16 protein-coding genes are annotated in these 25490 nt (G+C 62.7%); 5 read left to right on the top strand and 11 right to left on the bottom strand.

Annotated elements, in window-relative coordinates; all coding sequences use genetic code 11:
* Positions 1–2: 2 nt before the first annotated feature.
* Genes ACQZ5H_RS13740 through soxG form a run of 5 tightly spaced genes read left to right on the top strand, consistent with a single transcriptional unit; the run spans position 3 to position 5539 of the window.
* The gene (locus ACQZ5H_RS13740; protein WP_449098029.1) at positions 3–1256 is read left to right on the top strand and encodes a sarcosine oxidase subunit beta family protein; all 1254 of its coding nucleotides are present in this window, start codon (positions 3–5) and stop codon (positions 1254–1256) included.
* Positions 1256–1657, top strand: a complete 402-nt coding sequence (locus tag ACQZ5H_RS13735) for a hypothetical protein (protein WP_449098028.1) — start codon at positions 1256–1258, stop codon at positions 1655–1657. Before ACQZ5H_RS13740 ends, ACQZ5H_RS13735 begins: the two co-directional genes overlap by 1 nt.
* A 12-nt stretch (positions 1658–1669) precedes the next feature.
* Positions 1670–2008, top strand: coding sequence for a sarcosine oxidase subunit delta (locus tag ACQZ5H_RS13730; protein ID WP_449098027.1), 339 nt, complete (start codon positions 1670–1672; stop codon positions 2006–2008).
* Positions 2005–4998 (top strand): sarcosine oxidase subunit alpha, encoded by a 2994-nt coding sequence (locus ACQZ5H_RS13725; RefSeq protein WP_449098026.1) that lies wholly within the window; start codon positions 2005–2007, stop codon positions 4996–4998. The genes ACQZ5H_RS13730 and ACQZ5H_RS13725 overlap by 4 nt, the downstream gene beginning before the upstream one ends.
* A complete protein-coding gene (gene soxG / locus ACQZ5H_RS13720; protein WP_413710290.1) occupies positions 4991–5539 on the top strand; it encodes a sarcosine oxidase subunit gamma family protein in 549 nt (182 codons plus the stop codon). The genes ACQZ5H_RS13725 and soxG overlap by 8 nt, the downstream gene beginning before the upstream one ends.
* Before the next feature lie 37 nt (positions 5540–5576).
* Here soxG and ACQZ5H_RS13715 read toward each other — a convergent pair whose 3' ends face one another.
* From ACQZ5H_RS13715 to ACQZ5H_RS13665, 11 genes are all read right to left on the bottom strand, one after another.
* Complete coding sequence (locus ACQZ5H_RS13715) at positions 5577–6062, bottom strand: MaoC family dehydratase (protein ID WP_130282172.1); 486 nt, start codon at positions 6060–6062, stop codon at positions 5577–5579.
* Between the two features lie 90 nt (positions 6063–6152).
* Positions 6153–8123 carry a glycogen debranching protein GlgX gene (glgX, locus tag ACQZ5H_RS13710; protein ID WP_449098025.1) on the bottom strand — a complete coding sequence of 657 codons (1971 nt, stop codon included), beginning with the start codon at positions 8121–8123 and terminating at the stop codon, positions 6153–6155.
* 10 nt (positions 8124–8133) lie between these two features.
* Positions 8134–9765 (bottom strand): alpha-D-glucose phosphate-specific phosphoglucomutase, encoded by a 1632-nt coding sequence (locus ACQZ5H_RS13705; protein WP_112719713.1) that lies wholly within the window; start codon positions 9763–9765, stop codon positions 8134–8136.
* A 6-nt stretch (positions 9766–9771) separates the two neighbouring features.
* Positions 9772–11214 (bottom strand): glycogen synthase GlgA, encoded by a 1443-nt coding sequence (glgA, locus tag ACQZ5H_RS13700; RefSeq protein WP_112719712.1) that lies wholly within the window; start codon positions 11212–11214, stop codon positions 9772–9774.
* Between the two features lie 4 nt (positions 11215–11218).
* Positions 11219–12481, bottom strand: a complete 1263-nt coding sequence (gene glgC / locus ACQZ5H_RS13695) for a glucose-1-phosphate adenylyltransferase (protein ID WP_449098024.1) — start codon at positions 12479–12481, stop codon at positions 11219–11221.
* Positions 12482–12503: 22 nt separating this feature from the next.
* Entirely contained in the window at positions 12504–14711 is a 2208-nt protein-coding gene (glgB, locus tag ACQZ5H_RS13690) for a 1,4-alpha-glucan branching protein GlgB (protein WP_449098023.1), read from the bottom strand.
* On the bottom strand, positions 14708–17170 hold the full coding sequence (locus ACQZ5H_RS13685) for a glycogen/starch/alpha-glucan phosphorylase (protein WP_199628982.1): 2463 nt from the start codon (positions 17168–17170) through the stop codon (positions 14708–14710). The genes glgB and ACQZ5H_RS13685 overlap by 4 nt, the downstream gene beginning before the upstream one ends.
* A 276-nt stretch (positions 17171–17446) precedes the next feature.
* On the bottom strand, positions 17447–18640 hold the full coding sequence (locus ACQZ5H_RS13680) for a pilus assembly protein TadG-related protein (RefSeq protein ID WP_449098022.1): 1194 nt from the start codon (positions 18638–18640) through the stop codon (positions 17447–17449).
* 196 nt (positions 18641–18836) lie between these two features.
* Positions 18837–19718: a transglutaminase family protein gene (locus ACQZ5H_RS13675; RefSeq protein ID WP_449098021.1), complete on the bottom strand. Its 882-nt coding sequence runs from the start codon at positions 19716–19718 to the stop codon at positions 18837–18839.
* Between the two features lie 4 nt (positions 19719–19722).
* Positions 19723–22137: a circularly permuted type 2 ATP-grasp protein gene (locus ACQZ5H_RS13670; RefSeq protein ID WP_130282158.1), complete on the bottom strand. Its 2415-nt coding sequence runs from the start codon at positions 22135–22137 to the stop codon at positions 19723–19725.
* Between the two features lie 11 nt (positions 22138–22148).
* A complete protein-coding gene (locus tag ACQZ5H_RS13665; protein WP_449098020.1) occupies positions 22149–25472 on the bottom strand; it encodes a transglutaminase family protein in 3324 nt (1107 codons plus the stop codon).
* Positions 25473–25490: the final 18 nt, after the last annotated feature.

Genomic DNA, 25490 nt, shown 5'->3' with positions numbered 1-25490 from the left:
GGATGCGGAAATACTCGGTCTTTGCCGTTGCGAGAGAAGCCCTGCGAGCCCACAAGGGCTGGGAGAAGCAGTGGACCTCTCCGGAACCGCGCGCGGAATACGACGTCATCATCATCGGCGGCGGCGGCCATGGTCTCGGTGCTGCCTATTACCTCGCCAAGGAGCATGGCATCACCAATGTCGCGGTGCTCGAGAAGGGCTGGCTCGGCGGCGGCAATACCGGCCGCAACACGACCATCATCCGCTCGAACTATCTCTATGAAGAGAGCATGCACATCTACGAGCATTCGATGAAGCTCTGGGAGAACCTCTCCCAGGACCTCAACTACAATGTGATGTACTCGCCGCGCGGCGTGATGATGCTCTCGCACAATGTGCACGACCAGCAGTCCTTCAAGCGCCATATCCACGCGAACCGCCTCTATGGCATCGACAATGAGTGGCTGACGCCGGAACAGGCCAAGGCCTATTGCCCGCCGCTCGATATCTCGGCGACGGCGCGCTATCCGATCAATGGCGCCGCCCTGCAGCGCCGCGGCGGCACGGCCCGTCACGATGCGGTTGCCTGGGGCTATGCCCGCGCTGCCTCCGATCGCGGCGTTCACATCATCCAGAATTGCGAAGTCACCGGCATCCGCCGCGGCCCGGACGGGCGCGTTACCGGTGTCGAGACCAATCGCGGTTATATCGGCGCGAAGAAGATCGGCGTTTCCGCTGCCGGTCACTCGACTGTCGTCATGAACATGGCCGATGTCCGCGTGCCGCTGCAGTCGAGCCCGCTTCAGGCGCTGGTTTCCGAGCCGCTGAAGCCGATCTTCCCCTGCGTCGTGATGTCGAACACGGTGCACGCCTATATTTCGCAGTCGGACAAGGGCGAGCTCGTCATCGGCGCCGGTACGGACCAGTATAATTCCTACTCGCAGACCGGCGGCCTGCAGATCATCACACATACGCTCGATGCGATCTGCGAACTCTTCCCGATGTTCCGCCGCGTCAAGATGATGCGCCAGTGGGGCGGTATCGTCGACAACACGCCGGATCGTTCGGCGATCCAGTCGAAGACGCCTGTTCCGGGTCTTTATGTCAACTGCGGCTGGGGCACCGGCGGCTTCAAGGCGACGCCGGGTTCGGCGAACCTGTTTGCGCATCTCATCGCCCGCGATGAGGCGCACAAGTTCAATGCCGGGCTGACGCTGGATCGCTTCCGCACCGGCCGCCTGATCGACGAGGCAGCGGCTGCCGCCGTTGCGCACTGATGATTGCGGAGGTCCTCCTTTCGGCAGGACTTGTCATGGGGGCGGTGCCCGCTGGCAATGTCGTGCCGGAAGCCCAGGATTTCCGGCTTCAGAAGATCGAGCGGGCAGGGGGCGAGAAGGATTGGCCCTTTGTTGCAGATAGCGGGATGCTCGCCTGCGCTTTCGTTCTCCGGCAGCCGGCGGTCTATTTCCTGCCGTCGGAGGGCGGTTCGAAGGAACGGGCCTACGTGATCGATACGGACTTATACGGAATGGCTTTCGCAAATATCGGAATAACGGATGTGCTGAAGCCCTACGACAATTTCGAGCAGCTGCTCAAACGGATCGGCCCCTATGTCGCGCTTGGCAGGCGGCTTTGCAATCAACCTCCCGGAACCATCGTGTCCGGATCGGAACTCTAAGACGGGTATCAAATGCTACTGATCTACTGCCCATATTGTCAGGAAGAGCGCTCCGAGCTCGAATTCCGCGGTGCCGGCGATGCGCATATCGCCCGCCCGCCCGATATCGCCTCGATCTCCGACGAGGCTTTCGAGGAATATTTCTTCCTGCGCGACAACCCGAAGGGCCTGATCTTCGAGCGCTGGCGCCACATGCATGGCTGCGGCCGCTTCTTCAATGCGGCGCGCGACACGATCAGCGACAAATTCATCAAGACGTATAAGGCAGGCGAGCCGAAGCCGGATATCGGCGCGGCCACCATCCCGCACGCCCCCGTCGAAACCCAAGCGACCGAGGGAGACGCGAAATGAGCGGCGCAAACCGTATTGCCGGCAAGGGCCGCCTGACGCCTGCCAAGACCGCTCGTTTCACCTTCGACGGCAAGAGCTATACCGCGCTTGAAGGCGATACCGTCGCCTCGGCGCTGATTGCCAACGGCATTCACCTCGTCGGCCGCTCGTTCAAGTATCACCGTCCGCGCGGCATCCTGTCGGCCGGTGCGGAAGAGCCGAATGCGCTGATCGACGTTGCCCGCGACAGCGCCCGCAAACAGCCGAACGTGCGCGCCACGGTTCAGGAAGTCTTCGACGGCATGATCGTCAAGTCGCAGAACCGCTTCCCGTCGCTGGCCTTCGACATCGGCGGCGTCAACAATCTGATGTCGCCCTTCTTCGCGGCCGGTTTCTACTACAAGACCTTCATGTGGCCGAAGGCTGCGTGGAAGCACATCTACGAGCCGATGATCCGCCGTGCGGCTGGTCTCGGCGTTGCGCCGACCGAAGCCGATCCCGATCACTATGCCAGCCGCTATGCGCATTGCGACGTGCTGGTTGCCGGTGCCGGCGTTGCCGGTCTTTCGGCGGCACTTGCAGCTGCGGAAGCCGGCGCGAGCGTCATCATCTGCGACGAGCAGCCCGATGTCGGTGGCGCGCTGCGCTACGACAGCGGCGTGAAGATCGACGGCGTCGACGGTTACACCTGGGCGCAGCAGACAGCCGCCAAGTTGCGCGCGATGGACAATGTCCAGGTGCTGACGCGCACGACTGCCTTCGGCTACTACAACCACAATTTCATCGCGCTTGCCGAGCGCGTGACCGACCATATGGCGAAGCCAGGCCGGGACCTGCCGCGCGAGCGTCTGTGGCAGGTGCGTGCCAAGCGCGTCATCCTCGCCAACGGCTCGATCGAGCGCCACATGGTGTTCGCCAACAACGACCGTCCGGGCATCATGCTGGCCTCCGCCGCCCGCATGTATCTCAACCAGTACGGCGTCGCCGTCGGCGCCAAGGTTGGCGTCTACACGGCGCATGACTCGGCATACGAAGCGGCCTTCGATCTGAAGCGCGCCGGTGTGGCGATTGCCGCGATCGTCGATTGCCGTCCGCAGCCGGGTGCCGCTGTTCTTGCCGAGGCACGTTCGCTCGGCATCGAAGTGCTGACCGGCCATGCCGTCATCGACACGGCAGGCAAGCTGCGCGTCTCCTCGATGAGCGTCGTGCGCAATGGCGGCGGTTCGCCGCGCAAGATCGCCATCGATGCGCTGCTGGTTTCGGCCGGCTGGACGCCATCGGTGCATCTGTTCTCGCAGTCGCGCGGCAAGGTGAAGTTCGAGCCGGAAACTGAGCGTTTCCTGCCGGGTACGTACGCTCAGGAATGCCTCTCTGTCGGCGCCTGCAACGGCACGGACGATCTGCAGCAGACGATCGAGGAGTCGCTCGCTGCCGGTGAACTGATGGCTCAGGCTTCGGGGAAGCAGGCAAGCGGCAAGATCAGCATCTCCGCCGAGCAAGCCTTCCAGTGGACGGGCGGCATGATCGGCGCTGCCGAAGGTGCGGGTCCGGAGACCAGCGCCAAGGCCTTCATCGACTTCCAGCACGATGTCTGCGCCAAGGATATCCGCCTCGCGGTTCGCGAAGGCATGCATTCGATCGAGCACATCAAGCGCTTCACGACGAACGGCATGGCCTCCGACCAGGGCAAGCTGTCGAACATGCACGGCCTGGCGATTGCCGCCGAAATGCTCGGCAAGGACATCCCGCAGGTCGGTCTCACGACCTTCCGCGCACCGTACACGCCTGTCACCTACGGCACGCTGATTGCGCATTCGCGCGGCGAGCTGTTCGATCCGACGCGCAAGACGCCGCTCCACCAGTGGGAAGAGGCCCAGGGCGCCGTGTTCGAGGACGTCGGCAACTGGAAGCGTGCCTGGTTCTACCCGCGTGCGGGCGAAACCATGCATCAGGCCGTAGCGCGTGAGTGCAAGACGGCGCGTGACGTCGCGGGTGTCTTCGACGCCTCGACCCTCGGCAAGATCGAGGTGGTCGGTCCCGATGCGGCCCAGTTCATGAACCTGATGTATACCAACGCCTGGGACACGCTGAAGCCCGGCAAGTGCCGCTACGGCATCATGACCCGTGAAGACGGCTTCGTTTACGACGACGGCGTCGTCGGCCGCCTCAGCGAGGATCGCTTCCATGTGACGACGACAACAGGCGGTGCGCCGCGCGTTCTCAACCACATGGAAGATTATCTGCAGACCGAATTCCCGCATCTGAACGTCTGGCTGACCTCGGTCACCGAACAATGGGCGGTTATCGCGGTTCAGGGTCCGAAGGCGCGCGAGATCATCGCTCCGCTCGTCGAAGGCGTCGATATTTCCAACGAAGCCTTCCCGCACATGAGCGTTGCCGAGTGCAAGGTCATGGGTGTTCCGGCCCGTCTGTTCCGCGTCTCGTTCACCGGTGAAGCCGGTTTTGAAATCAACGTGCCTGCCGATTACGGCCAGGCCGTTCTCGAAGCCGTCTGGGCCAATGCCGAGCCGCTCGGCGCCTGTGCCTACGGTACCGAGACGATGCACGTGCTGCGCGCCGAAAAGGGCTACATCATCGTCGGTCAGGATACCGACGGCACGGTGACGCCTGACGATGCCGGTCTCTCCTGGGCTGTGTCCAAGAAGAAGAGCGATTTCGTCGGCATCCGCGGTCTGAAGCGTATCGACCTGACGAAGGAAGGCCGCAAGCAGCTGGTTGGTCTCGTCACCAAGGATCCGAAGGTCGTTCTGGAAGAAGGCGCGCAAGTCGTCGCCAATCCGAACGAGCCGAAGCCGATGACGATGCTTGGCCACGTAACCTCGTCCTACTGGTCGGAAAATTGCGGCCGTTCGATCGCCTTCGCGCTTGTTGCCGGTGGCCGTGCGCGGATGGGCGAGACGCTCTATATCCCGATGCCGGACAAGACGATCGCCGTCGAGGTGACTGACATGGTGTTCTTTGACAAGGAAGGAGGCCGGATCAATGGCTGAGACCGCAACCCGTAGATCCGTTCTCGCCGGCCGCCAGGGCGGCTCTTGGGCCGTCCGCCTGACGCCCGCGGCAAACGCCACCCGCGTTGCGCTGCGTGCGCCGCAGGCTTCGCTTTCGGCCCTTTCATCGGCGCTCGGCGTCACCATCCCGAATGCGCCGAAAACCTCCGGTCGCGCCAATGGCCGCTCGGTTCTCTGGATCGGGCCGGATGAGTGGCTGGTCATCGACGAGAATGGCGGCGACCTGATGGGCGCGCTTGCCGGTGCCGGCGTGCTGCATTCGGCAACCGACGTCTCGCACCGCAATGTCGGAATCATCGTTTCCGGCCCGGGCGCCGAACTGGCGCTTGCCTCCGGCTGCCCGCAGGACCTGTCGCTTGCGGCGTTCCCTGTCGGTGCCTGCTCGCGCACCATCTTCGGCAAGGCCGAGATCGTCATCTTCCGTACCGAGGACGATACGTTCCGCGTCGAGTGCTGGCGCTCCTTCGCCGACTTCGTCTTCGGCCTGCTTGCCGACGGCGCGGAAGACGCGGCGCATTAAATTGCTATTGCCGCCGGAGTGATCCGGCGGCTCCTTCTTAGACCTCCGGCCGATCCTTCGGATCAAACTGTGCGATGGTAATCCACGTCGCGGTCAGTGCCGGCTTCTTCTCGTTTTCGATTTCCACCGTCACTTCATAGGTCGTCATCATCATCGCTGCGCCGCGCAGGCGGGCGTCGGCGAGGGTGAAGCGAGCGCGGATGCGGGCACCGCATTTGACCGGCGACATGAAGCGGATCTTGTCGAAGCCGTAGTTGATGCCCATCGTCTGTTCGCGGATCTTCGGCAGGGCGTCGAAATTCATGGCCGAGAGCAGCGAAAGCGTCAGGAAGCCGTGGGCGATCGTTCCGCCATAGGGGCTTTCGGCGGCGGCACGTTCGGGATCGGTATGGATGAACTGGTGATCGTTGGTGGCGCCGGCGAAGGCGTCGATCATCGTCTGGTCGACCGTGATCCAGTCGGACACGCCGGTCTCGTTGCCGACGAGACCAATCACGTCAGCGAGTGCAATTTCCTTACCCATTCAGTCCTCGTCAAAACGGCCGCAGGCGTGAAGCCTTATCGCGCCTTTATGACGTTTGCGACAAGGATTCGCCGGGGATGGCCGGGAAGCCTAATTTTCCAGATAGAACATAGCGCTGCGGGCGGGAAGGGTTACTGCCGCGGCCACTTTTTTGCTGCTCGAGCGGCTGAGCTCGCGCCATCCGGATCCGGCCGGTAGCGTGAAGGGAAGGGGATCGTTCGAGCGGTTGAAAGCGATGGCAAGGCGCACGATCTTGCGCGCCGTTCCGTCCCGGGTCGCGAGCATCATGCCGAAGGAGGCAAGGTTCGGTGTTTCCCATTCGCCCGTCGTCATCGGCTGACCGGACGGAGAGAGCCAGGCGACATCGCCATTGCCGGTGAAGAAGTTGCTTTCGGAGAAGACCGAGAAGCGCTTCCTGAGGCCGGAGACGAAGGCCGTGTGGGCGATCAGCTCGTCGTCCAGCGCCTTCCAGTCGACCCAGGTGATCTCGTTGTCCTGACAATAGGCGTTGTTGTTGCCGCGCTGGGTGCGGCCGCCTTCGTCGCCTGCCGTCAGCATGATGCTGCCGCGGCTGGCGAAGAGCGTCGCGATCAGCGCCATCAGGTCGGCGCGGCGTCTGGCGTTGATGTCGGGATATTTGGTCTCCCCCTCGACGCCGTTGTTCCACGAGTGGTTCTCGTTGTGGCCGTCGCGGTTGGCCTCGCCATTCGCCTCGTTGTGCTTGCCGTTATAGGAGACGAGGTCTTTCAGCGTGAAGCCGTCATGGGCGGCGAGGAAATTGACGCTGCGGGTCGCCTGCCGGCCATCGCGGCCGAAAATGTCGGAGGAGCCGGCAAGTGCCGTTGCGAGCGGCCCGGTCTTCCAGTCGTCGCCGCGCCAGTAGCAGCGGATGTCGTCGCGGACACGGTCGTTCCATTCCAGGAAGGGGGCAGGGAAATTGCCGAGCTGGTAGCCGCCGGGGCCGATATCCCAGGGTTCGGCGATCATGACGCGGTCGGCAAGGACCTCGTCGGCGAGGAGCGCGGTCAGCGTCTGGCCGCGGCCTTCGAAGCCGTTGGCGGTCCGGCCGAGGACCGGCGCCAGATCGAAGCGGAAGCCATCGATGCCGGCGCCGAGTACGAAATGGCGGAGGCTGTCGATGATCAGCTGGCGGACATAGGGATGGTCGCAGGCGACGGTGTTGCCGGTTCCGGTGTCGTTGACGAGTTCGCCGTTGCGGCCGGGCAGGTGGTGGTAGAAGGAGAGGTTGTCGAGACCGCGCAGCGACAGCGTCGTGCCGTAGCGGTCGCTCTCGCCGGTATGGTTGAAGACGAGGTCGAGGATGACGGCGATGCCTTCGGTGTGGAGCTTGGCGACCGTATCTCTCAGCTCGGCCATGCCGCCGGGGCAGAGGCGCGGATCGAGCGCCATGAACGCGACCGGATTGTAGCCCCAGCCATTGGTGAGATTGAGCGGCGGCAGATGGCGCTCGTCGATCCAGGCGGTGATCGGCATCAGCTCGATCGCATCGACGCCGATCCGCTTCAGGTGGGCGATGATCGAGGGATGGGCCAGCGCCGCCACCGTGCCGCGCTGCTTTTCGGGTACATCAGGGTGCAGGATGGTGAAGGGTTTCACGGCCACTTCGTAGATGAAACCGCCAGAGCGGAAAAGCGGCTTGCCGGGCTTTGCCTTCTGATCGCGGGTGACGATCGCTTTCGGCATCAGATCCTGGGTGTCTTCGCCCAAGATGCCCAGGCGCGGATCGTGCTTGAACGGCCGGTCCAGCTCCTTGGCATAGGGGTCGACGAGGAGTTTCGAGGGATCGAACCAGAGGCCGTTATCAGGCGAATAGATGCCATCGGCGCGCAGGCCGTAGCGCGCGCCCTCCTTCAGGTTGTCGACGAAGAGGCGGTGGAAGTGGCCGTCCTCGCGCGCCATGGGCAGGCGCGCGACTTCCTTGTTGCCGCTCTTGTCGAAAAGGCAGAGCTGGATCTCTGCGGCGTGGTGCGACCAGACTGTGAACTCGACGCCGGTTTCGAAAAGAACGGCGCCGCCTTGTGCCCTGTTGTCTGCCCGCATGTGCCCCCGGTCAGGTGATGACGGAAGGTGCGTCCCGGCCCGTGCGCTTGCGGATGTCGGCGATGGCCTCCGCGGCGGCGATCAGGTCGGCCAGCGCCTCCTGCGTTTCGATATTGTGCCGGCTCGAATCCGGCTCGTAACGCTCGATATAGACGCGCAGGGTTGCGCCAGACGTGCCAGTGCCGGAGAGACGGAAGACGACGCGGGAGCCGCCCTTGAAGAGGATGCGGATGCCCTGATGCTCGCTGACCGATTTGTCGACCGGGTCGTGATAGGCAAAGTCGTCCGCCTTCTCGACCGTCAGGCTGCCGATGGTCTTGCCTGGCAGCGTCGGAAGCTGGGCGCGCAGATTGTCGATCAGGCCATTTGCGGCATCGGTATCGACGCCTTCGTAGTCGTGGCGCGAATAGTAGTTGCGGCCGTAGGTCTGCCAGTGCTGGGTGACGACGTCCTGAACGCTCTCGCCGCGCACAGCAAGGATGTTCAGCCAGAGCAGCACGGCCCAGAGGCCATCCTTCTCGCGCACGTGGTTCGAACCGGTGCCGGCGCTTTCCTCACCGCAGATCGTCGCCATACCGGCGTCGAGCAGGTTGCCGAAGAACTTCCAGCCGGTCGGGGTCTCGTAGATGCCGATGCCGCGCTTTTCGGCGACGCGGTCGGCGGCGCCCGAGGTCGGCATGGAGCGGGCGATGCCGGCGAGGCCGCCGGAATAGCCGGGCGCCAGGTTGGCGTTGGCAGCAAGGATCGCCAGGCTGTCGGACGGGGTGACGAAGATGCCGCGGCCGACGATCAGGTTGCGGTCGCCGTCGCCGTCGGAGGCTGCGCCGAAATCAGGGGCGTCGTCGCCCATCATCTCGTCGTAGAGTTCCTTGCAGTGAACCGGGTTCGGGTCCGGATGGTGGCCGCCGAAATCGGGCAGCGGCATGAAATTGCGCACGGAACCGAGCGGCGCGCCAAGACGGTTTTCGAAGATTTCCTTGGCATAGGGGCCGGTGACGGCGCTCATCGCATCGAAGGCGATGCGGAAGCCGAGGCTGATCAGGTTGCGGATGGCGCCGAAATCGAACAGCTCTTCCATCATCGCGGCATAGTCTTCGACCGAGTCGATGACCGAGAGGATCATGCCGCCCGGCAGCTCTTCCTTGCCGATGCGGTCGATATTGACGTCGGAGAAGTCGGCGATCTTGTAGCTGTCGATCACCTTGGTGCGCGCGAATATCGCGTCGGTGATCTTTTCAGGGGCCGGGCCGCCGTTGCTGACATTGTATTTGATGCCGAAATCTTCGGTGGGGCCGCCGGGATTGTGGCTGGCAGACAGGATGATGCCGCCAAAGGCCTTGTACTTGCGAATGATGTGGGAAGCGGCAGGCGTCGAGAGAATGCCGCCCTTGCCGACGATGACCTTGCCGAAGCCGTTTGCGGCGGCGAGCTTGATCGCCTTCTGGATGACTTCGCGGTTGTAGTAGCGTCCGTCACCACCGATGACGAGGCTCTTGCCCTGGTAGCCTTCCAGCGAATCAAAGATCGACTGGATGAAGTTCTCAGCATAGTTCGGCTGCTGGAAGACCGGGACCTTCTTGCGGAGCCCCGAGGTGCCGGGTTTCTGATCCTGGTAGGGCGTGGTGGATACGGACTTGTTCATTTTCTGTCACTTGCCTTTCGGGGCGAGGCTTGAATACAGGGCAGCGTAGCGTTCGGCGCTCTTCTCCCACGAGACATCCGATTTCATGCCCTGCTTTTGCAGTTGGGTCCAGACTTTTTGATCCGCATAGAGTGTCATCGCGCGGCGGATGGCCTGTAGCATACCCTCAGCCGTGACGGGAGAAAACTGTATTCCTGTCGCAACTTTAGCCGCAAGCGCGGCATGGTTAGCATCGATTACCGTGTCGTTGAGACCACCGGTGCGGGCGACGATCGGCACGCAGCCGTAGCGCAGGCCATAGAGCTGCGTCAGGCCGCAAGGCTCGAATCGCGAGGGGATGATGATCGCGTCGCAGCCGGCCTGCATCAGGTGGGACATCGGCTCGTTATAGCCGATCGAGATGCCGATGCGGCCGGGATGACGGGCGGCGGCGGCGAGCAGCGAGCCTTCGAGCGCCGGATCGCCGGAGCCGAGAATGGCGAGCTTGCCGCCGAGCGCGACGATCTGGTCGGCCGTCGCGGCGATCAGGTCCATGCCCTTCTGCCAGGTCAGGCGGCTGATGATGCAGAAGATCGGTGCATCGTCGTCGTGCAGGCGGAAGAATTCGGAGATCGACTTGCGATTCTCGGCGCGGTTTTTCAGCGTCGCCGGGCCGTAATGGGTGTGGACGACTGGGTCGGTCGCCGGGTTCCAGATATCGGCGTCGATACCGTTGACGATGCCGTGCAGCGCGTCGCGGCGGCTGGCGATGACGCCCTCGAGACCCATGCCGAATTCCGGCGTCAGGATTTCGTCCGCATAGGACGGACTGACCGTGGTGATCGCCCACGAGGTCTGCAGGCCGCCCTTGAGATAGCCGATATGGCCGTAATATTCGATACTCTCGGTGGAGAAGGCATGCGGCGGCAGGCGAAGACCGGGGAAGATCTCGGCGCCGAACTGGCCCTGGAAGGCGATGTTGTGGACGGTGAGAACGCTCGGCAGTTCCGGTGTCGGGTAATAGCGCATGTAGACAGGGGTGAGTGCCGCCTGCCAGTCATGGGCATGGACGAGATCCGGGCGCCAGTCGGGCATCAGGCCGGCAGCGATCTCGGCGCCTGCCAGAGACAGGGCGGCAAAGCGCCGCCAGTTGTCGGGATAGTCCTTGCCGGTCTGGTCGAGATAGGGACCGCCGGGACGATCGTAATAAGCGGGGGCATCGAGCACGAGGATATCGAGACCCTCGTGCTGCACTTCCAGAACCGTCGCAGGCTCTCCCAGGAGATCATCGAACTGAAGGCGGACGACCGGATTGCGAATGGCCCGCATGACGGCGGGATAGCCGGGCATGAGGGTCTTCGTCTCGATACCGAACCGCTTGAGAGCGATGGGCAGGGCGCCCGCCACATCGGCGAGCCCCCCTGTCTTGATCAAAGGGAAGACTTCGGACGAAACCGAAAGAACTTTCATATGTTTAAAGATCCAGCTTATCGATCATGGGCTGCGTAATCAGGCAAATGCCGCTTTCCGTGCGCCGGAAGCGCTTGGCATCGAGTACCGGATCCTCACCGACAACGAGGCCTTCCGGAATGACGACGCCATGATCGATCACGACGTTCTTCAGCTGGGCGCGGCGGCCGATCTTGACACTCGGCAGAACGACCGCGCCTTCCAGTTTCGAATAGGAATTAGCGCGAACGCCGGTGAAGAGAAGGCTCTTGTTGAGGCTGGCGCCCGAAATGATGCAATCGCCGGCGACGACCGAGGACGTTGCCGAGCCACGGCGGTTCTCGTCGTCGTGGACGAATTTCGCCGGAGGGGTGATCTCGGCATAGGTCCAGATCGGCCAGGACTTGTCGTAGATATCGAGATCGGGAACGATCGCCGTCAGGTCGATATTGGCCTGCCAGTAGGCTTCGATCGTTCCGACGTCGCGCCAGTAAGGCTCGTTCTCGAAATCGGAACGGACGCAGGACTGGGCGAAGCGGTGGGCGACGGCCTTACCGTTCTTGACGATATAGGGGATGATGTCCTTGCCGAAGTCCTTGCTGGAATTCGGATCGGCGGCATCGCGCCGCAAGGCATCGATCAGGAACTTCGTGTGGAAGACATAGATGCCCATCGACGCGAAGGAGCTGTCCGGCTTGCCGGGGATAGCCGGCGGATCGGCGGGCTTCTCGACGAAGTCGATGATCCGGTCGGTCTCGTCGACATGGACGACGCCGAAGCCGGTCGCTTCCATGCGCGGCACTTCAAGGCAGCCGATGGTGACGTCGGCGCCGGAATCCACATGCTGCTGCAGCATGTATTCGTAGTCCATCTTGTAGACGTGGTCGCCGGCCAGGATGACCATGTATTCGACGCCATAGTCCTGGATGATGTCGATGTTCTGATAGACCGCGTCGGCGGTGCCTTCATACCACTGCGTTTCGGAAACGCGCTGGGAGGCCGGCAGAATGTCGAAGCTCTCATTGCGTTCCGGGCGGAAGAAGTTCCAGCCGCGCTGCATGTGGCGGATCAGCGAGTGCGCCTTGTACTGTGTGGCGACGCCGATGCGGCGGATACCGGAATTCAGCGCATTGGACAGCGCGAAATCGATGATGCGCGCCTTGCCGCCGAAGTAGACCGCGGGCTTGGCACGGCGGTCGGTGAGTTCCTTCAGGCGGCTTCCCCTACCGCCGGCCAGAACGTAAGCCATTGCATCGCGGGCAAGTGGCTGAATGCGCTTCTCTACCATAGTCTACTCCTCCCACCAGTCTTCAAGTCTCAGGTTCAAGCATGATCGTCGCCAGCGGCGGCAAAGTGATCGTGGCGGCGATGGTCCCACCGGCATTGACGGCTTGCACGCGCCCGCCATTGCCCTTGCCGCTGCCGCCATAGATATCGGCATCCGTATTGAGGATTTCGCGCCAGCGCCCCTCGAAAGGCAGGCGGATTGAGTAGTTCTCGCGGTAAACCGGGGTGAAATTGGTGATGACGGCCACCGGCTTCTGATCCGGCGCCTTGCGCAGCCAGGCGAAGACCGAGTTCTCGTGATCGTCGGCGATCAGCCATTCGAAGCCTTCGCCCTCGCAATCGCGGGCATGAAGTGCAGGCTTCGAGCGGTAGGTGAGGTTGAGATCGCGCACCAAGCGGCGCATCCCTTCATGCATGCGGTATTGCAGCAGGTTCCAGTCGAGCGAGGTGGCCTCGCTCCATTCGCTCCACTGGGCGAATTCCTGGCCCATGAACAGCAGCTTCTTGCCGGGATAGCCCCACATGAAGGCGTAATAGGCGCGCAGGTTTGCGAATTTCTGCCAGTCGTCGCCCGGCATCTTGGCGATCAGCGATCCCTTGCCGTGCACGACTTCGTCATGCGACAGCGGCAGGACGAAGTTTTCCGAATAGGCATAGAGCAGGCCGAAAGTGAGCTCGTTGTGATGGTGGCGGCGATGAATGGGATCGCGCTTCATGTAGCTCAGCGTGTCGTGCATGAAGCCCATGTTCCACTTGAAGCCGAAGCCGAGGCCGCCTTCATGGACGGGCTGCGAGACCTTTGGCCAGGACGTCGATTCCTCGGCAATGGTCATGACGCCGGGGTGTTCCCCGTAGATGCGCATGTTCATGTCCTGCAGGAAGCGCACGGCCTCGAGGTTTTCGTTGCCGCCGTATTCGTTCGGGATCCATTCGCCGTGTTTGCGCGAATAGTCGAGATAGAGCATCGAGGCGACGGCATCGACGCGCAGGCCGTCGAGATGGAATTTCTCGGCCCAGTAGAGCGCGTTGTTGACGAGATAAGAGAGGACTTCGGTGCGGCCGAAATTGTAGATCGCCGTGTTCCAGTCCGGATGGAAGCCCTTGCGGGGATCCTCATGCTCGTAGAGCGCCGTGCCGTCGAACCAACCGAGACCGTGCTCGTCGGTCGGGAAATGCGCCGGTACCCAGTCGAGGATGACGCCGATGCCGACCTTGTGGCAGCCGTTGACGAAGCGGGCGAAACCTTCCGGCTCGCCGAAGCGGGCGCTTGGCGAATAGAGACCCGTCGTCTGGTAGCCCCAGGAGGGGTCGTAGGGATGTTCGGTGATCGGCAGGAATTCGATGTGCGTGAAGCCCATGTCCGTGACATAGGGGATCAGCGTGTTGGCGAGCTCGTCCCAGGACATGAACGTGCCGTCCTGGCGGCGCTGCCAGGAGCCGGCATGGACCTCGTAGATGGAGATCGGCTGGCGGCGCTTGTCGGTCTCGCGCCAGTGCTTGAGATGGGCGGCATCCTCCCATTCCTGCAGAAGCTCCGGCGCGGTGACCGAGGCGGTCTTCGGACGCAGTTCGCTGCGGCGGGCGAAGGGGTCGGCCTTCAGCGGCAAGAGCACGCCGTCATTGCCGCGGATCTCGAACTTGTAGGGCACACCGGTCGGCACATCAGGGGCGAAAATCTCCCAGATGCCGGCGCCGGAGCGAAAGCGCATGACGTGACGGCGGCCATCCCAATTGTTGAAATCGCCGACGACGGAGACGCGCTGGGCATTCGGCGCCCAGACGGCAAAGTGGATACCTTGCGCGCCTTCATGCTTGATCCAGTGGGCGCCCATCTTGTCGAAAAGGCGCAGATGCGAGCCTTCGCGAACGTAATAGTCGTCCATCGGGCCGAGAACCGGGCCGAAGCTGTAGGGGTCGGTGACCGCCCATTCCGCATCACCCTTGCGGGCGCGATAGCGGACCGGCTGCTGCTTGGTGAGCTTCACCGGGCCGGCGAAGAAACCGTCCGGGTGAAGCTGTGTCAGTTCGCCGATGACCGTGCCGTCGAGCGACATGGCGGTGACTTCTTCCGCACCCGGAATGAAGCAGCGGGCGGCATAGCTGTCACCCGCCTGATGCACGCCGAGCGCGGCAAAAGGATTTGCATGCGAGCCAGCGAGAATCGCCGCGATTTCGTCTGCCGAAATTTCCCAGGGACGCTTTACCTCAGGGGCTGTTTTCGGCGTTTTCATCCGGCTCTCCAGATCTCGTCGGCATATTGCCGGATCGTGCGGTCGGAGGAGAACCAGCCCATCCGTGCCGTGTTGTTGATCGTCTTGGTGTACCAGGACGACTGGTTGTTCCAGATCTGGTCGACCTCGCGCTGGGCAGCGGCGTAGGCGTCGAAATCGGCGGCGACCATGAACCAGTCGTGCGAATAGATGCCGTCGATCAGCTGGGTGTAGCGGTTGCGATCATCCGGCGAGAAGACGCCGCCGGCGATCGAGGCGAGCGCCTGCGACAGCTCGCGGGATCTCTCGATGATTTCGCGCGGATTGTGGCCGTCGCTGCGTACCTTCGCCACTTCATCGGCCTGCAGGCCGAAGATGACGATGTTGTCGTCGCCGACATTGTCGCGCATCTCGACATTGGCGCCATCGAGCGTTCCGATGGTCAGCGCGCCGTTCAGCGCAAACTTCATGTTGCCGGTGCCGGAGGCTTCCATGCCGGCCGTTGAGATCTGCTCGGAGAGGTCGGCAGCGGGAACCATAACTTCGGCCAGCGAGACGTTGTAGTTCGGCACGAAGACGACCTTCAGCAAGCCGCGGACGGCCGGGTCGTTGTTGACAGTGCGGGCAACATCGTTGATCAGTTTGATGATCAGCTTGGCATTGTGATAGCTCGGCGCCGCCTTGCCGGCGAAGAGTTTTACGCGCGGCGTCCAGTCCATTTCCGGATGCGAGCGGATCTGGTCGTAGAGCGCCACGGCTTCGATGACGTTGAGCAGCTGGCGCTTGTATTCGTGGATGCGCTTGATCTGGATGTCGAACATCGCCGACGGATCGAGCTTCACGCCCATGCGGCTGGCAACGAGATTGGACAGCGCCACCTTGTTGGCGCGCTTCACGGCGGCGAACTTCTGCTGGAAAGCCGGATCGCTCGCGAATCTGTCGAGCGGCTTCAGCTTCTCGGCATCGTCCATGAACTCGTCGCCGATCGCTTCGCGGATCAGACCTGTGAGCCCCGGATTGCACTGCTGCAGCCAGCGGCGCGGCGTGATGCCGTTGGTCTTGTTGTTGATGCGGTCAGGGTAAAGCTTGTGCAGGTCGGCGAAGACCGTGACCTTCATCAGATCGGTATGCAGCGCCGAGACGCCGTTGATCGAATGCGAACCGACGAAGGCGAGGTTGCCCATGCGCACGCGGCGATCGCCGCTTTCGTCGATCAGCGAGATCGAGCGGATTTCGGTGTCGGAGAAGTTCTTCTCGCGGCGCGCCTCGACCAGAACCTTGGCATTGATCGCATAGATCAGCTGCATGTGGCGCGGCAGCAGGCGCTCGAACAGCGGGATCGGCCAGGTTTCCAGCGCTTCCGGCAGCAGCGTGTGGTTGGTGTAGGAGATCGTGCGGCGGACGATATCGAAGGCGGTTTCGAAATCCAGGCCGTGAACGTCGCAGAGCAGGCGGGTGAGCTCGGCCACCGAGACGGCCGGGTGCGTGTCGTTCAGCTGGATCGCGACCTTGTCGGGCAGTGAGGTGAAATCCTCATATTGCTGCAGGTGGCGGCGCAGGATGTCCTGCAGCGAAGCCGACGAGAAGAAGAATTCCTGGCGCAGGCGCAGCTCCTGCCCGGCGGGCGTTGCGTCTGCCGGGTAGAGAACGCGGGTCAGGCTTTCTGCCTTGTTGCTCTCGCGCAGCGCGCCGATGTGGTCGCCGGCATTGAAGGCGTCGAGCAAGATCGGGTCGATCGGCTGGGCCGACCAGAGGCGCAGCGTATTGACGCGCTTGCCGCGCCAGCCGACAACCGGCGTATCGAAGGCGGCGGCGATGACGCGCTCCGCGGGCTTCCACACGTAGCGCGGTTCGCCATCGTGATCGCCGACCACTTCGACGGCGCCGCCGAAGCCGATTTCATAGGCGCTTTCGCGGCGCTCGAATTCCCAGGGATTGCCGTGGGCGAGCCAGCTTTCCGGCAGCTCGACCTGCCAGCCGTCGGCCAGCTGCTGGCGGAACAGGCCGTGGACATAGCGGATGCCGTAGCCATAAGCGGGGACATCGACGGTCGCCATCGATTCCATGAAGCAGGCGGCGAGACGGCCGAGGCCGCCATTGCCGAGCGCGGCATCGGGCTCAAGGCCGGCAATGACGTTGATATCGACGCCGAGAGAGGTCAGCGCATCGCGCACCTCTTCCATCAGGCCGAGATTGGAGACGGCATCGCGCATCAGGCGGCCGATCAGGAACTCGAGGGATAGATAGTAAACGCGCTTGTCGCCCGTGGCGTAAACCTTGCGCGTGGAATCCATCCATTTGTCGATGATGCGGTCGCGGACCACGAGGATCGTGGCGGTCAGCCAGTCATGCGGCTTGGCGACTTTGGCATCCTTGCCGATGCGGTATGTGAGGCGCTCAATAATTTCTTCTGCAAGAATTTCAGGCCGGGAGCTGCGAGGAGCGGGGGAGGGGATGGTCGGCTTGGAAGCTGTGTTCATCGTCAGGTCTCGCCAATTTTGATTGGATTTCAGTATGTTATGCCTGAGGTAATCGCTTTGTCACACACACGAATACTGTCAGTTTATGCACCGTTACCAAGCACTTGCAACAGCCGATTTAACCAAAGCAAAAATTTGCGAAACCTTCACATTCCCCTCCGCCCCGGGACTTGATTTCAATCGATTTTCCCGATTTGATACAGAGCATTAGCAGACAACGAAAAGCCGCCCCGGTTTGTTCCGGAGCGGCTTTTGTTTTGGGAGGATTTGGACGGGTTAGTTGGTGAGCAGAGTTTTGTCTTTGCCGGTGTCTTCGCCGATTTTCTGGAAGGCATCGAGAAGATCCTTCATGCTCTCCGCTTTGAAGTAAAACCCTGTTCCGCTTGAGCATGCTTCCAAGAGTTTTTGACCTGCGTCAGGCGCCATGAATGCGATCGAGTAAATCTTGATGCCGTCGGTCTTTGCACTGGTGCATGTCTTCAAGGTCGAGGTATCCGATGAGGAGGCGTTGTTCTCGCCGTCTGTCATGAAAACGATGTACTTCGTGAGGCTGGTATTTCCTGCAGCCTTCTGAATTTCGGTTTCCGACTGCGAATTCGTGGTTATCAGATCCTCATAGGCCTTTTTCATTGGCGCGGCGGACTCTGTGTTACCACCTGCCGACATCGTGTTGATCACCTGTGTTCGGGTTTTGGCCGTCCCCCAAGAAAAGGCGTTGGAGTCCTGGATAGTGCCGCTCCAGGCTATCGCATTTGTTCTAACAAACTTGGCCTTGGGATCTGCTTCGTCCAGTTCGTCAAGCAGCAAGTTGGACGCGCTCTTCAAGGCGTCAATTTTCTTCACATAGCAAGGGCTGATATTACCGATCGACCTGCCGCTGGTGTTGTACTGTTGGCAAGATGTGGTCGGGACGATTTTTGTTCCGGTATTCGCGAGCATCGAGCCCGATTCATCCAGTACCAGCGTCATGGACACTGCGCTGCGAAATTGATTGACACCGCTCGTCGTCGTGCTTCCTGCCGCGACGTTGAAAGTGCTGTAGCCGAAGACCTTCGACAGCGGCGTCGTTGTCAGCGCGTAGTTGCTGTTGACATTGATTTTGTAACTCGTGCCATTTGATGTCACTGTTGTCTGAACATCCACTACGAGTGATTGTTTGATCGCCGCAACGGTTGCCTGATCGACAAAGTTAGACATTTGTCCGGCGACAAAATCCTTCGCCAGCGCCTTCGCCTCGTCGGCATTGGCCACTTTGCCATTTTTGAGTGCTGTCGCTGCCGCGAGCGCCGCAGAATCGGAGGCTTCTTGCAGTTGCCTTTGCGAAACGACGATATTCGAGACATCGATGGCGAGACTAGCGGCTCCAACGAGAACCGGAACGAGGATCGCGGTCACCATGCCAAAATTACCGGAGCGATCGCGAAGCAGGGCGGATGCCTCGGAGAGCAAAGTCGAAATGGGAGACATCATGTCACCTGCAAAGGGGTTGAGTTAACATGACGGTTTACAGCCCGATTGTTACCGTACTCCTTAAGGTAAAACCTAAAATTGAATGCAACTCACGATTTCGGCACAGAACTTATGCGTATCAATGCATCATTGATATTGAAGCCGGAATATTCGTGACATCGGCCCATTAATATCTATGGCACGGGCCTTTGCGGCTTCACTGCTTCAGCGGCACCACATCCACCGCCTGCACCGCCCGCTGCCCCCCATAGCTCTTGAGCACGCCGATCACCGGCGCCACATCGCTGTAGTCGCGGCCATAGGCGACGACGATGTGGTCGGTGCTGGCGGGGATGTTGTTGGTCGGGTCAAGCTCGACCCAGCCGAGCGTCTTGCCGCACCAGACACGGACCCAGGCATGCATGGCATCGGCGCCTTCGAGGCGTTCCTTGCCGGGTGGGGGGATGGTGCGCAGGAAGCCGGAGACGTAGCCGGCGGGGATGCCGAGGCTGCGCAGCGCCAGGATCATCACGTGAGAAAAATCCTGGCAGACGCCGCGTTTCAGCTCGAAGGCATCGAGCGGCGTCGAGTCCACCGAGGTCGCCTCGGTGTCATAGGTGAAATCCTTGTTGATGCGGGCGCAGACGGCCGTGGCGATCTGCAGCACGGTGCGTGAGGCATCGGCGCTTTCGCGGGCGTAATCCGAAATCGCTTTGGTCTCGCTGAGGCGCGGGCTGTCGCCCAGAAAATGGTGCGGCGATTCCGGGTCGAGCGACCAGATGGCTGCGACTTCTCCGGGTAAGCCCGTCAGCATCGGCGAGAAGTCGGCGGCGATCGAATGGCTCTCCACCTGGACGCGCGCCTGCATGCGGATATCCAGCGTTTCGTGCGGCGAGCGCAGCAGGAAGGATGTGGAGGGATGGCGGAAGAAATCGGTGAAATGCGACTGCTCGTCGGGTGACGGCGAAATGGTGATCGAGCCGGCGATCAGCCGCTGGCGGTCGGGCAGGGACAGCGGCATCAGCCGCATGATGTGGCGGGCGCCGGAGGCCGGGCTGTCGTAGATGTAACCCATATGGAGCGAGAGGTCGTAGAGCACGGCGTCACCCCAGATAGGTCTGTGCGAGCAGATCGGAGAGCGCTTCGAGTTCGCGCTCCAGCTTCTTGTAGACCTCGACGCTCATCGTTTCCGGCGTCATCACGGCGAGGCCGGAATGCAGGCGCATCGCCTCGCGGTAGAAGGGCGACATCTGGCCGTTGATGAACGCGTTCGGCAGCTGCTCGACTTCGCGATGGATCTCGTTCATCTGGAACAGGATGGAGCGCGGGTTGAGCGGATCGAGCGCCAGCAGGTCGGTCACCGTCAGCCGGGCGGTGTTGACGTTGTAGCGGCGACGATGGGTCATGACGCTGTCGCCGATCTCGAGCAGCATGTCGAGCGCGCCATCGGGTGCATCGGGGCCGGACATGTGGCTGAGCAGGCGGGTCAGATGCAGGCCGCGCTCGATATAGCGGCCGAGCGACAGGAAGCGCCAGCCGGTGAAGCGGTACATGTTTTCGTGGACGAGACCGGCAAAGCCCGCGAGCTTGCGGAGCAGGATGGTCATCGCATGGCTGGCGTCGTCGCCGGCGGCCACCGTCATGCGGAAGCGGCGGGCGGTCTTGGCCAGATCGTTCAGTGCCAGCCAGCCATCGGGCGAGAAGCGGTCGCGGATATTGCTGGCGGAATAGACGGCGCTGTCGATATTGCGCAGCAGTGTTTCCGGCACCGGTTCCTCGGTGTCGATGTCGAGCGCCGCCAGATATTCCGAGACGTCTGCCAGCAGCGGCTGGTTCGGGTCGGCGGCCTCGGCATAGCGGGCGTGCCAGGCACGCAGAATGCGCAGCGCGCCTTCGGCCCGCTCGATGTAGCGGCCGAGCCAGAAGAGATTGTCGGCGGCGCGGCTCGGCAGGCTGCCCGGCATGTTGCGGGTGAAGCTGCCTTCGGCAGGTAGAAGTGTATGGCGCTCGACCGGCTTGTCGCTGACGATCCAGACGTCGGCGGCAGCACCGCCGGATTGCATGGCGATCGCCTCGACATCGTCGCTGGCGCCGATGCGGGCGAAACCGCCGGGCATGATCTGCCAGCCGTTCGCGGTACGGGCAGCGAAGACGCGCAGCGACATCGGCCGCGGCGTGAGCTTGCCGTCGACCCAGGCGGGCGTGGTCGAGAGCGTTACGACTTCCTGGCCGACGAGCTTCGGGCCGTCGCTGCCAAGCCAATCGGAAATCGAATCCTTCGCGGTGGCGCGCAGGGAGGAGCCGAGCACGGATTCGCCGTTGTCGTCGAAGAACGGGGCGCGGGAGAAGGCCGGTCCGATCACCATCTTCTCGATATTGCCCGCCACATGTTCCTGCTCACCCTTCTGGCCGCACCACCAGGTGGCGATCGAGGGCAGGCGCAGGTCTTCGCCAAGCAGGCGGCGACATATGGTCGGCATGAAGGCGAGCAGCGCGCGGGTTTCGAGAATGCCGGTGCCGAGGCCGTTGACGATCGTCACCGTTTCGGCGCGGAGCGCATCGAGCAGGCCGGGCGTGCCGATATGCGAATTCTGGTTCAGCTCGAGCGGGTCGGCATAGGCGGAATCGAGGCGGCGCCAGAGCACGCCGATGGGCTTCAGGCCAGCGACGGTACGCACCATGATGCGGCCGTTGACGACAGTCAGATCCTCGCCCTCGAGCAGCATGAAGCCGAGATAGCGGGCGATATAGGCGTGTTCGTAATAGGTCTCGTTCGCGGGGCCCGGCGTCAGGACCGCGATGCGGTCGTCGCCCGAATGCTTCATCGTCTGCAGCGTATCGCGGAAGGCGCCGAAGAAGGAGGCGAGGCGGTGCACCGGCGTTTCGGCATAGACATCCGAGAAGGCGCGGGTGGTGGCGACACGGTTTTCCAGAGCGAAGCCGGCGCCTGACGGTGCCTGCGTCCTGTCGGCGAGCACCCACCAGTTTCCGTCGGGACCGCGGCCGATTTCGAAGGCGCAGAAATGCAGGTAGTGGCCGTTCGCCGGTTTGACGCCGACGAGCGGGCGCTGGAATTCAGGGTTGGAAGCGATCAGGCCGGGCGGCACGAAGCCTTCCTGGACGAGGGAATTGTTGCCGTAGATATCGGCGACGATCGCTTCCAGGAGATCGGCGCGCTGCACGAGACCGGCCGACAGCTGCTGCCATTCGCGCTCGTCGATCAGAACCGGGATATGGGAGAGCGGCCAAGAGCGCTCGCCGGTGCCCTTGTTGCCATAGGCGCGGTAGAAGACGCCGGCGTCGCGCAGATAACGGTCGGCACGGGCGAAGCGTTCGGCAAGCTCGGGTTTCGGCACGCGGCCGAAGGCGGAGAGGAAGCGCTGCCAGACCGGGCGGATGGCGCCGTTGTTGTCGACCATCTCGTCGGCAACGCCGGGCAATGGCGAATAATCGAGGATCGCATCGTTGCCGCTGCGGTTCTCGACTGCCTTGCGTTCTGTTGCCGGTTTCTTGCCCATTAAAACCTAGCCTAAAGCCCTGCCGGGCGCCTGAGATCGAGCGTCAGCGGGAATTCCTGCGAACCTGTTTCGGCGCGCGGAATGAAGCCGCCTGCCGTATGTCCCCACGGTTCGAATCGCGCCAGCCGCCGGGCTTCCGCTTCGTTTCCGTTGACCGGGAAGGTGTCATAGTTGCGGCCGCCCGGATGGGCAACATGATAGATGCAGCCGCCGATCGAACGCTTCGACCATGTATCATAAATGTCAAAGGTGAGCGGCGTGTTGACCGGGAGGACGGGGTGCAGGCCCGACGAAGGCTGCCAAGCCTTGTAGCGCACGCCGGCGACGGAAACGCCCGACGTGCCTGTTGGCGTCAGCGGTACCGTCCGGCCATTGCAGGTGACGGTGTAGCGCGAGGCGTTGTTGGTTTCGAGCCGTACCTGCAGGCGCTCGACGGAACTGTCGACGTAACGCACCGTGCCGCCGATCGCGCCCTCCTCGCCCATCACATGCCAGGGCTCCAGCGCCTGGCGCAGCTCGAGCTTCGAACCCTCGTATTCGACTTCGCCGCAGAAGGGGAAGCGGAACTCCAGCTGCGCCTTGAACCATTCGGGGCTGAGGTCGAAGCCGTTTTCGCGGAGGTCGTTGAGGACATCGAGGAAATCGGCCCAGACGAAATGCGGCAGCATGAACCGGTCGTGCAGCGAGGTGCCCCAGCGCACGAACTTGCCGTCGGCGGGATTGATCCAGAAGCGGGCGATCAGCGCGCGCACCAGTAGTTGCTGGGCAAGCGACATACGGGCATTCGGCGGCATTTCAAAGCCGCGGAACTCGACGAGGCCGAGCCGGCCGGTGGGGCCATCTGGCGAGAACAGCTTGTCGATGCAGATTTCGGCGCGGTGCGTATTGCCGGTGACGTCGGTCAGGAGGTTGCGGAAGAGCCGGTCGACGAGCCAGGGAAGCGGTGCGACGCCGCGGCCGGGCATCGGCACCTGCGCCATGGCGATTTCGAGCTCGTAGAGGCTGTCGTGGCGGGCTTCGTCAATGCGCGGCGCCTGGCTAGTCGGGCCGATGAACATGCCGGAGAACATGTAGGAGAGCGAGGGATGCCGCTGCCACTGCAGCACCAAGCTCTTCAAGAGATCCGGGCGGCGCAGGAACGGGCTGTCGCCCGGATTGGCGCCGCCGACGACGACATGGTTGCCGCCGCCGGTGCCGGTGTGGCGGCCGTCGATCATGAACTTGTCGGCGCCGAGGCGTGTCTCGCGGGCTTCCTCGTAGATGGTGGTGGTGATGTCGATGCAGTCCTGCCAGTTCGAGGCAGGGTGGATGTTGACCTCGATGACGCCGGGATCGGGTGCAACGCGGATGACGTTGATGCGCTCGTCCTGCGGCGGCGAGTAGCCTTCGATATGGACGGGAAGACCGAGATCGCGGGCGGCATGCTCTGCAGCGGCGATCAGCTCGAGATAGTCCTCGATGCGCTCGACCGGCGGCATGAAGATGCAAAGCCTTCCGTCGCGCGGCTCGACGGACATCGCCGTGCGCACGGAGCCGCCGATCTCGCCGATCGTCTGCTCGACACGGGTCTGGCCGCCTTCTTCGGCGTGGCGCGAGGCTTCCAGCATGGCGCGGCCGGGCGGCGTCATCACCTTCGGCAGCGCTTCGCGCGGGATCGAGGGGTCTGCGGTGTGGATATAGGGAAACTGCGCGGGCGAGATATAGGGCAGGGTGCCGAGCGGCAGGCGGTAGCCCACGGGGCTGTCGCCGGGGACGAGGAAAATCTTGCCGCGGCGCGTCTGCCACTTCTCGCTCATCCAGCGGCGGCCGGAGGCCTGGGCGTTCCAGGCCTGGACGGGAAGGATGTAGCCGGTCGGAACCGTCAGGCCGCGTTCGAAGACGCGGGCGATGCGGTTGCGCTCTTCGGGGTCCTTGAGCTTCGAATTCGATGGATCCACATTCTCCGGCAGATTGCCTTCCTTGACGATCCAATCGGCGGGATCCTCATAGGCGGGCAGCACCATATCCGGCGAGATCGCCAGCTCGCGGGCGATGCCGGTCATTAGCCGTTCGGCATCGGCCGGTGTCACGCCGGTATCCTTGCCTTCGGCGGCAATCAGGTTCGGGTCCTGCCAGATCGGCATGCCGTCCTTGCGCCAGTAGAGCGAGAAGGTCCAGCGCGGCAGGCTTTCGCCTGGGTACCACTTGCCCTGGCCGTAATGCAGGAAGCCGCCGGGCGCGAAGCGCTCGCGCAGCTTGCGGATCAGGCTATCGGCCTTTTCGCGCTTGGTCGGGCCGACGGCGGCGGTGTTCCATTCGGCGGATTCGAAGTCGTCGATCGACACGAAAGTCGGCTCACCGCCCATGGTGAGCCGGACGTCCTCGGCTTCGAGAATGCGGTCGATCTTCTCGCCGAGTTCGTTCAGCTCGTCCCAGCTCTCGTCGGAGAAGGGCTTGGTGATGCGCGGATGCTCGGCGACGCGGGCGACCTTCATGTCGAAGGCGAATTCGGTATTCGCCTCGCCGAAATAGCCGCCGGAGATCGGCGCCGCATTGCGGAAATGCGGAGTGGCGGCGAGCGGGATATGGCTTTCTCCGGTGAGCAGGCCGGAGGTCGGGTCAAGGCCGATCCAGCCGGCACCCGGCAGATAGACTTCCGCCCAGGCATGCAGGTCGGTGAAATCGACTTCGGTGCCGGAGGGGCCGTCGAGCGCCTTCAGATCAGGCGTCAGCTGGATCAGGTAGCCGGAGACGAAGCGGGCGGCGAGGCCGAGATGGCGCAAGATCTGCACCAGCAGCCAGCTGGTGTCGCGGCAGGAGCCCTTGGCGGTTTCCAGCGTCTGCTCCGGCGTCTGGACGCCGGCTTCCATGCGGATGACGTAGCCGATCTGCTGCTGCAGCCGGGCATTGAGGCCGACGACCATATCGACGGTCGGCTGGCCCGGCGTGTAGTCGAGCGTTTCCAGAAGCGCCTTGAGCCGCGGGCCGGGCTCCTCGGGCTTCATGTAGATCGACAGGTCTTCGCGGATGGTCTCGGGATAGTCGAACGGCCATTTCGTCGCTTCCTCTTCGACGAAGAAGTCGAAGGGGTTGTAGACGGTCATGTCGGCGACGAGATCGACCTCGATCTTGAATTCGGTTACCGGCTCCGGAAAGACGAAGCGGGCGAGATAGTTGCCGTAGGGATCCTGCTGCAGGTTCACGAAATGGTTCGACGGCGTCACTTTCAGCGAATGGCTGAGCACGCGAGTCTTCGAATGCGAGGCGGGTTTCAGGCGGATGACCTGCGGCCCGAGCCGGACCGGCTTGTCATAGGTATAGTGCGTCAGATGATAGATGCTGGCCTTGATCGACATATTTCGCCTTATCCACGG

The organism is Rhizobium sp. 21-4511-3d (genome assembly GCF_053522545.1).
This window is presented reverse-complemented; position numbering and strand designations above follow the sequence as displayed.

Coding starts and splice junctions, on each gene's coding strand:
- ACQZ5H_RS13715 (WP_130282172.1), bottom strand. CDS start 6,062: ATGGGTAAGGAAATTGCACTCGCTGACGTGATTGGTCTCGTCGGCAAC.
- ACQZ5H_RS13740 (WP_449098029.1), top strand. CDS start 3: ATGCGGAAATACTCGGTCTTTGCCGTTGCGAGAGAAGCCCTGCGAGCC.
- ACQZ5H_RS13665 (WP_449098020.1), bottom strand. CDS start 25,472: ATGTCGATCAAGGCCAGCATCTATCATCTGACGCACTATACCTATGAC.
- ACQZ5H_RS13670 (WP_130282158.1), bottom strand. CDS start 22,137: ATGGGCAAGAAACCGGCAACAGAACGCAAGGCAGTCGAGAACCGCAGC.
- soxG (WP_413710290.1), top strand. CDS start 4,991: ATGGCTGAGACCGCAACCCGTAGATCCGTTCTCGCCGGCCGCCAGGGC.
- glgX (WP_449098025.1), bottom strand. CDS start 8,123: ATGCGGGCAGACAACAGGGCACAAGGCGGCGCCGTTCTTTTCGAAACC.
- ACQZ5H_RS13705 (WP_112719713.1), bottom strand. CDS start 9,765: ATGAACAAGTCCGTATCCACCACGCCCTACCAGGATCAGAAACCCGGC.
- ACQZ5H_RS13730 (WP_449098027.1), top strand. CDS start 1,670: ATGCTACTGATCTACTGCCCATATTGTCAGGAAGAGCGCTCCGAGCTC.
- glgB (WP_449098023.1), bottom strand. CDS start 14,711: ATGAAAACGCCGAAAACAGCCCCTGAGGTAAAGCGTCCCTGGGAAATT.
- glgA (WP_112719712.1), bottom strand. CDS start 11,214: ATGAAAGTTCTTTCGGTTTCGTCCGAAGTCTTCCCTTTGATCAAGACA.
- ACQZ5H_RS13735 (WP_449098028.1), top strand. CDS start 1,256: ATGATTGCGGAGGTCCTCCTTTCGGCAGGACTTGTCATGGGGGCGGTG.
- glgC (WP_449098024.1), bottom strand. CDS start 12,481: ATGGTAGAGAAGCGCATTCAGCCACTTGCCCGCGATGCAATGGCTTAC.
- ACQZ5H_RS13680 (WP_449098022.1), bottom strand. CDS start 18,640: ATGATGTCTCCCATTTCGACTTTGCTCTCCGAGGCATCCGCCCTGCTT.
- ACQZ5H_RS13725 (WP_449098026.1), top strand. CDS start 2,005: ATGAGCGGCGCAAACCGTATTGCCGGCAAGGGCCGCCTGACGCCTGCC.
- ACQZ5H_RS13685 (WP_199628982.1), bottom strand. CDS start 17,170: ATGAACACAGCTTCCAAGCCGACCATCCCCTCCCCCGCTCCTCGCAGC.